This is a genomic window from Thauera propionica, from assembly GCF_002245655.1.
GTDB classification, from domain to species: Bacteria; Pseudomonadota; Gammaproteobacteria; order Burkholderiales; family Rhodocyclaceae; genus Thauera; species Thauera propionica.
This window is the reverse complement of the sequence record NZ_NOIH01000004.1, coordinates 22,929-29,954: the sequence shown is the minus strand read 5'-3', so window position 1 is coordinate 29,954 and position 7,026 is coordinate 22,929. Positions and strand designations below refer to the sequence as shown.

At 59.4% G+C, this 7,026-nt stretch carries 6 protein-coding genes and 1 pseudogene; 1 reads left to right on the top strand and 6 read right to left on the bottom strand.

Features of this window, described 5'->3' with window-relative positions:
* Positions 1–51: 51 nt before the first annotated feature.
* Positions 52–348 (top strand): annotated as a pseudogene (tnpA, locus tag CGK74_RS05375) (IS200/IS605 family transposase); the annotation flags it as partial.
* Between the two features lie 77 nt (positions 349–425).
* On the opposite strand, the gene CGK74_RS05370 reads toward tnpA, so the two are convergent.
* From CGK74_RS05370 to CGK74_RS05345, 6 genes are all read right to left on the bottom strand, one after another.
* The gene (locus CGK74_RS05370; RefSeq protein WP_094267479.1) at positions 426–1,202 is read right to left on the bottom strand and encodes an SDR family NAD(P)-dependent oxidoreductase; all 777 of its coding nucleotides are present in this window, start codon (positions 1,200–1,202) and stop codon (positions 426–428) included.
* A gap of 16 nt (positions 1,203–1,218) precedes the next feature.
* Positions 1,219–2,535: a TRAP transporter large permease gene (locus CGK74_RS05365; protein ID WP_094267478.1), complete on the bottom strand. Its 1,317-nt coding sequence runs from the start codon at positions 2,533–2,535 to the stop codon at positions 1,219–1,221.
* A 77-nt stretch (positions 2,536–2,612) separates the two neighbouring features.
* On the bottom strand, positions 2,613–3,134 hold the full coding sequence (locus tag CGK74_RS05360) for a TRAP transporter small permease subunit (protein WP_094267477.1): 522 nt from the start codon (positions 3,132–3,134) through the stop codon (positions 2,613–2,615).
* 2 nt (positions 3,135–3,136) lie between these two features.
* Positions 3,137–4,219 (bottom strand): TRAP transporter substrate-binding protein DctP, encoded by a 1,083-nt coding sequence (dctP, locus tag CGK74_RS05355; protein ID WP_094267476.1) that lies wholly within the window; start codon positions 4,217–4,219, stop codon positions 3,137–3,139.
* 46 nt (positions 4,220–4,265) lie between these two features.
* On the bottom strand, positions 4,266–5,771 hold the full coding sequence (locus CGK74_RS05350; RefSeq protein ID WP_094267475.1) for a class I adenylate-forming enzyme family protein: 1,506 nt from the start codon (positions 5,769–5,771) through the stop codon (positions 4,266–4,268).
* A 7-nt stretch (positions 5,772–5,778) separates the two neighbouring features.
* Entirely contained in the window at positions 5,779–6,951 is a 1,173-nt protein-coding gene (locus tag CGK74_RS05345) for an acetyl-CoA acetyltransferase (protein ID WP_094267474.1), read from the bottom strand.
* Positions 6,952–7,026: the final 75 nt, after the last annotated feature.

Sequence of the window (7,026 nt, the reverse complement as noted above, 5' to 3'; positions counted from 1 at the left end):
AATCAGCCGCTGAAAGCGGGAAATTGAATATTTCAGGGCCGACTTGATACCCTGCGCGGCATCTTCGCCAAGGTCTGCGCCGACTTCGAGGCTAGCCTGATCGAGATGGACGGCGAGGACGATCATGTTCATCTTCTGGTTGAGTATCCGCCGAAGGTGGCGGTGTCGAATCTGGTAAACAGCCTCAAGGGCGTATCCAGCCGCCTGCTGCGCAGGGAACGGCCCGACATCCAGAAGCGCTACTGGAAGGGCGTGCTCTGGTCGCCGTCCTACTTCGCCTCTAGCTGCGGCGGTGCGCCGATTTCCATCGTGCGCCAGTACATCGAGCAGCAGCAGACACCGCACTGAGAGGCAAAGGCAAGGACGGCTACGCCGTCCGCGCTATCCTTCCCCGCCCTGAACGGCGGGGCTTGTCGCGCACCGGGTCAGACGCGTAACCTGCCTGTCTGTGTCATGCCGGCGGCCACATAGCCTCCGTCCACGGTGAGCGTCTCCCCGTTAACGTAAGAGGCGGCTGGGGACGCAATGTAGACGATCGCCTCAGCGATATCCTGGGGAGTGCCACGGCGTTTCGCGGGGACCATAGCAAGAATGTTTTCCCAGGTCTCATCACTGTAGGTACCCAGTGTCATCGGGGTCTCGATTGCTCCCGGAGCAATCGCGTTCGCGGTCACTCCGAGAGGGCCGAGTTCCAGCGCAAACTGCCGGGTGAGGCCAATGATGGCAGCCTTTGATGTCCCGTAGGCCGTGCGCCCCACCCCTGCTCGTAGCCCCGAGACAGAGGTGATGTTAACAATACGTCCATAGCCTCGTTCGGCCATGCCCTGTGCAGCGCGCTGGCTTGCCAGAAAGGTTCCGGTGACATTGACGCGCATCACCCTCTCCCAACTCTCCGGAGAAAAGCTGAGGAGTGGCTCGACCAAGAGCAGTCCAGCGCTGTTTACAAGGACATCCACATTCCCGAACTCTGCCTCCGTTCGATCGAACGCCGACAGTATCGACGCCGCATCGCCAACATCGAGCGCGATACCGATTGCCTCACCGCCCGCCGTCGTGATCTCCCGAGCAACTTCGATGGCACTCTCGAGCCTCAAGTCAGTGACGACGACGCGTGCGCCTCGTTGAGCGAGTGCAAGCGCAGCGGCCCGCCCGATCCCCGACCCACCCCCCGTGATGAGTGCCGTGCCATAGTTCTCGCGCATGAGCTTCTCCCTTTCCTCAGCGTCCCATCATCGTTTCGGGCAACCAGGTCGTGATCGCGGGAAATGCGAACAGGATGGCCACGGTGAACATCTCCATTGCTACGAACCACTGCGCACCACGGAACACATCTGCCAAGGATGTGCTTCGGTCGATCCCCGCGATCACAAAACAGTTCAAGCCTACCGGGGGTGTCATCAGCCCGATCTCGCACATCTTGACGCATAAGATTCCGAACCAAATCGGGTCAAAGCCAAGACCTGAAACCGTGGGAAACACGATCGGCAGGGTGATTACCATCATCGAGAACGCATCGAGAAACATCCCCAGTGGCACATAGGCCAGCAGCAGAACCGCGACTATCAAGGAAGGAGAGATGCCGCTTTCAACAATCACCTCTGCAATCGCCTGCGGTATCTGAACTAGGGTCAGGAAATAGCTGAATATCCCGGCGCCGATCATCGTGAAGAGGATCATCACCGTGGTGGTCGCGGTACTGCGGAAGCTATCCAAGAGCCTCGTACCCAGCGTTGCGCGGGCGACGCGTGAGAACAGCAGCATCATCAGAGCGGCGAGTGCCCCGATTGCACCGGCTTCGGTTGGTGTGATGAGGCCGACATAGATTCCGCCAAGTACGAGCACGAAAAGTACGACTACCTGCCAGGCTTGTCCCGTTGCACGAATCCGCTCGCCCCACGGCGAACGCGGGCTGCGCGCCTCCTGGTTCATGCCACGGCGGCCGATCACCGCAATGCCGGCCATGAAAACGAGCGTGGTCAGAATCCCCGGTACAAAACCGGCGATCAACATCTTGCCTGCGGACACTTCCGTAAGCGCGGCATAGAAAATCAGAAGAACCGAAGGCGGAATCAGTACGCCTAGGACTCCGCCCGCTGCGACCGAGCCTGCGGCGAGGCGAGGGTCGTAACCCGCCTTCTTCATCTCAGGGATCGCGACCGCGCCAACCGTGGCGGCCGTGGCGACCGATGATCCCGATGTGGCTGCAAAGCCCGCCGAAGTCAGGATTCCGGCCATGGCAAGACCGCCCGGCAGATGCCCAACCCACTTGCGTGCGACATTGAACAGCCGCTTACCGACTTGCGCATGATGAGCAAAGGCCCCCATCAGGATGAAGAGGGGAATGACCGTGAGTGAATAGCTTGCGGTGGTGGAGAAGGGCAGCGATTTGAGGCGGTTGAGAAGGAAATCGAGGTTCTCAACCATGACGATACCGAAGGCGCCCGATAGAGCGAGGGCCGCAAATACCGGGGTGCCGAGTGCAAGGAGCGCAAAGATCAGCCCTACGGCGATACATGTGATGAGGGTAACGTCCATGACATTTCCTGGATTCTTTGATGCTGCCGAGATCTGATGCGGCAGATGCCGGGCCGTTCTGGCCCGGCATCTGCCGTTCAGTGCGCAGCGTTGGCGTTCACGCGCCGTTGCTCCGGCAGTCGATCGCGTGCAACGAGGGCGGCGTGGACAAATGCCTGAAGTACGGCAAACCAAAGACCTACGGCCACCATCACCTTGGCCCACCAGACGGGCACCTGCAATGCACCCCAGCGGAACTCAAGGATGGAGACCGAGTAGACCGCCTCCTTAGTTGCAGGCCAGGCGAGCAAGGCGAAGGTCAGTCCGGCAAAGACCCAGCCGACGGCAGTACATTGACGCCCAATGACCTTTGGCAACCGGTCAGTTACCAGGGTCACGCGGATGTGACCGTCGTCAAGCAGTGTTACGCCCAGCCCCATGAAGACGACCATCGCCATCGACATTTCCGACATCTCGAAGAGACCCGGAACCGCGCGTCCGCTAAGGGCACGCGCTACGACATCGATGGTGATCGCGAACATCATGAAGGCGAGGAAGACCAACGCCACCCAGGACATCACATGAGAGGTCCGCGTCAGCAGACGATCGAACGTGAGCATCGTTAGAGGCTCGCTGCAATCTCGATCGGCCGCTTGAGTTTGCCCTCGGACGCGTGCTTCGCGATTGCCTTCTCGATCACATCCTGCATCGCCTTCCCGTCAATCCCGTTCGGTTGGGCGACTTTGTTGATCCAGCTCTCGACTTGGGCCGGCTGGATCGTTGCCTTGGCTCGGGCCTTTTCGCTTTCGGGGAGGTCGATGAACTTGACACCCTCGGCGACGGCCTTCTTCACATAATTGGTCAGAACGCCCTCATAGATCTCGGCGAATTTCCCGTTGTAAAGCTCATTGGCGAGGTCGTTGCAGATCTTCTGATTCGCCGGCGATAGCCCTTCCCAGACCTGCCGGTTCATTACGGTTAGCGCGGGAGCGTGTGCGCCGTCGCCAATGTCGTAAAAGTTCGGCGCGATTTCGTGCAGCTTATATGCGACTGCCGTAACGAAATCGAACCCATAGACCCCGTCGAGCACTCCGCGCTCGAGAGACTGATATACCTCACCTGCAACCATTGGCACGGCAATGCCGCCAAGGCGTTCGATGACGTCGGTACCCACGCCATAGGCACGAATCTTCTTGCCCTTGAGGTCTGCAAGCGAAGATATGGGCTTACGCATCACGAGCGGAGCGTAGTTCCAGTTCGTCCAGTAGAGGACCTTTGAGCGGTGGCGCTGCTCCCACTCCTGACGCAGCGGCGCGAAGTTTTCGTATACATCCTGGCAGACCCGCTGCAGCGAATCGGCACGATCTACTCGGAAGTACCATTCGAGCCCTCGCGTTACCGGCATTTCAGCTTGGTAATATCCCGGAGAAATGATGGTGATCTCGGAGGTGCCGTCACGGACTGCACCAAGGTGCTCGCCAACCTTGTTCAGACTGCCAGCCCAGTAATACCGGACGGAAATGTCGCCATTGGAACGTTTTTGCAGTTCATCGAGGAACCAGCGGTCGATCCACGAGGGGCCAGCGCTCTCGGTGACATAGCTATCGAACTTCATCGAAGCGCGAGCCTGTGCAAAGCTTGGCATACCGAGCATTCCGACGCCGGCAAGTGCGCCCGTGGTCTTCAAAAAGTCACGTCTTTTCATAATCTCCTCCTTGGCTTATGGATGCGGGTTCAAATTGCCCGCGTGCTCACTGCATTGCCGAAAAAACGGCACGTCTCAATTCAGTCTTCAAGATCTTTCCGTAGCTGTTCTTCGGCAGATCTGATACGAAAACATAACGCTTTGGCCTCTTGAACGAGGCAATGTGCTGTCTGCACCAACTATCCAACTCTGCCTCCGTTGCACTCTTGTCGGCTTGAAAAACGACATAAGCGACAACTTGCTCGCCCCATTCTGGTTCCGGTTCACCGATAACGGCGACCTCGAAAATCGCTGGATGGCGTAACAGCGCCTCCTCGACCTCTCGTGGATAGATATTGGTTCCGCCGGAGATGATCAGGTCCTTGGAACGATCCGTCAGGTAAAGGAAGCCATCCTCGTCGAGATGCCCAAGATCCCCGGTGTGCAGCCAACCATTGCGTAGCGTTTCGGTACTGGCTTCTGGATTCCGCCAATAGCCGAGCATTACCGTCGGTCCCTGCACGCAGATCTCGCCGGTATGGCCGGTGGGGAGTTCGGTTCCTTCCGGGTCAAGGATGGCGAGCGTTACGCAGCCAGCCGCGTAGCCCACGGAGTTGCGACGGGCACGCCAGCGCGAATGGCTCTGATCAGCAACGAGGGCGCGGGGAAGGACTGTGATCGTCATCGGACTTTCACCTTGTCCGTAGATCTGTACGAAACGCGGCCCCAACACTTCCAGTGCGTGGTCGATGTCATTCGCGTACATCGGCCCGCCTCCGTACATGATCGTGCGGATGCCGGCACCGTCATAGCCCTCGACTTGGGCGGCTGCCACGAGACGCTTCACCATCGTCGGAGCAGCAAAGAAAACGAGGTTCCCCCGGCTCTTGGCGAGTGCAATGATCTCCGTGCTGTCGAACCCGCGAGACGCCGGGACCAGGTGAGCGCCCGCTACCCGAATCTGCGAGAACATATAGAGTCCGGCCCCATGGGACATGGGGGCGGCATACAGCATATGATCGTCGGGGCGGGGCGTATCGACGTCCAGGCTGTAACAGAGAGCCATGTTCCTTAGGTTTTCATGGCTGAGCATGACGCCCTTGGGCTTACCTGTTGTGCCTGACGTGTAGAACAACCAAGCAACATCGGTGTCTCTCGCCGGATGCGGGGCAGTTACCGGAGTGCCTTGGGCAACCGCTTTCGTGAGTTTCTCCTCGACGAATTCGACATGAGCGGAGAAGACGTTGCCTTTCTCCGTCAGTACGAGGCGCGCTTCCGAGTTTGTGATGATCCACTCGGCTTCTGTCGGATGCAGTTTGTAGTTGACCGGAACGACGACAGCACCGATCCACCAGCACGCGTGCAGTACCTCGAGATACTCGGGCACATTCTTCGAGTAAACGGCGACGCGATCTCCCGGGTTGATGCCGTGCACATTCGCAAAATGGTGTGCGCGGTCACACACAGCCCTCAACAGGCCGGAATAGTCATGGACCAGTTTTTCGCCGTCGAGGATGGCGGGGTTTTGTGGCCAAGCATGAGCTGCTTGGTAGAGCCAGTTGGCGATGTTCATGCTTGCCTCACGCGCGATCAGCGTTCAGGACTGAGGCATAGTTCGCGACGGCTGTTCCACCCATGTTGAAGGTCAGCCCCCATTCGGCGCCCTTACGCTGCATTGCGCCCGCTTGCCCGGTGAGTTGCCGGAAGGCCAGCGCGTGCATGGAGACCCCTGTGGCACCGACCGGGTGTCCTTTGGCTTTGAGACCACCGGAGAGATTCACTGGGGTGCGGCCGTCTGCGAAGACCGTTCCCTCTTCGAGGGCACGTGCGCCCTGCCCCTTTGGCGCGAGTCCCATCGCTTCGTAAATGAGCAGCTCGGCTGGGGTGAAACAGTCGTGCACCTCCGCGAAATCGAGGTCACCTGCGCTGATTCCCGCTGCGGCATAGGCTTGAGCGATTGCCCGCGCAGGCCCTTCGAACGCGAGGAAATCACGTCGCGACATGGGCAGGAAATCCGAGACATGCTCGGCTGCGGCAATACGCACGCGCCGCTTGGCGCTCGCTGCCGCATCGGCTGAAGACAGAACAATCGCGGCAGCGCCATCGGAAATGAGCGAACAGTCGGAGAGCCTGAGCGGCGGTGCGATGAGGGGGTTCTGGTCGCTAACCTCGCGGCAGAACTCGTACGGCACCGGCTTGTGCATCTGCGCGAGGGGATTATTCATTGCATTCGCGTGGTTCTTTGCCGAGATGCGGGCCATGGCGTCCAGCGGATCGCCGTAACGTTCGGCATAGGCCTGAGCCACGATGGCAAAGACCTGGGGAAAGCTGAGCCCCCTTTCCACCGGGTCGTTTTGATAGCCGGCGCCCGCCAAGGCAGTCGTCACGTCACCAGTCGACCGATGGGTCATTTTCTCGGCGCCGACAACGAGCACGTTCCTCGCACGACCCGATCGAATCGCATCCAGTCCGGAGTAGATTGCTGCGGAGCCTGAGGCGCAAGCGTTTTCACAGCGCACAGCAGGCTTGAACCGGAACGCGGGGTCGGCCTGGTGGATCAGGGATGATGCGAAGCCATCGGGTACGAGCCCCGAGTTGAAGTGCCCAAGAAACACGGCGTCGATTTCCGACGGCGCGATCCCTGCTTCCGAGATTGCGTCGCGCGCAGCTTCGACGACGAGCTCTTCCAGCGTTTGTTGGAGTCGGCCAAAGCGGGTGTGACCGGATCCGATGATGTAGACGTCATGTGTCATGTCTGCTCCTCCTGCGAAACAGTGTGGCTTTTGCAGGGGGCTGGCGGATATGCATGAAACTACGTAGATTTATAC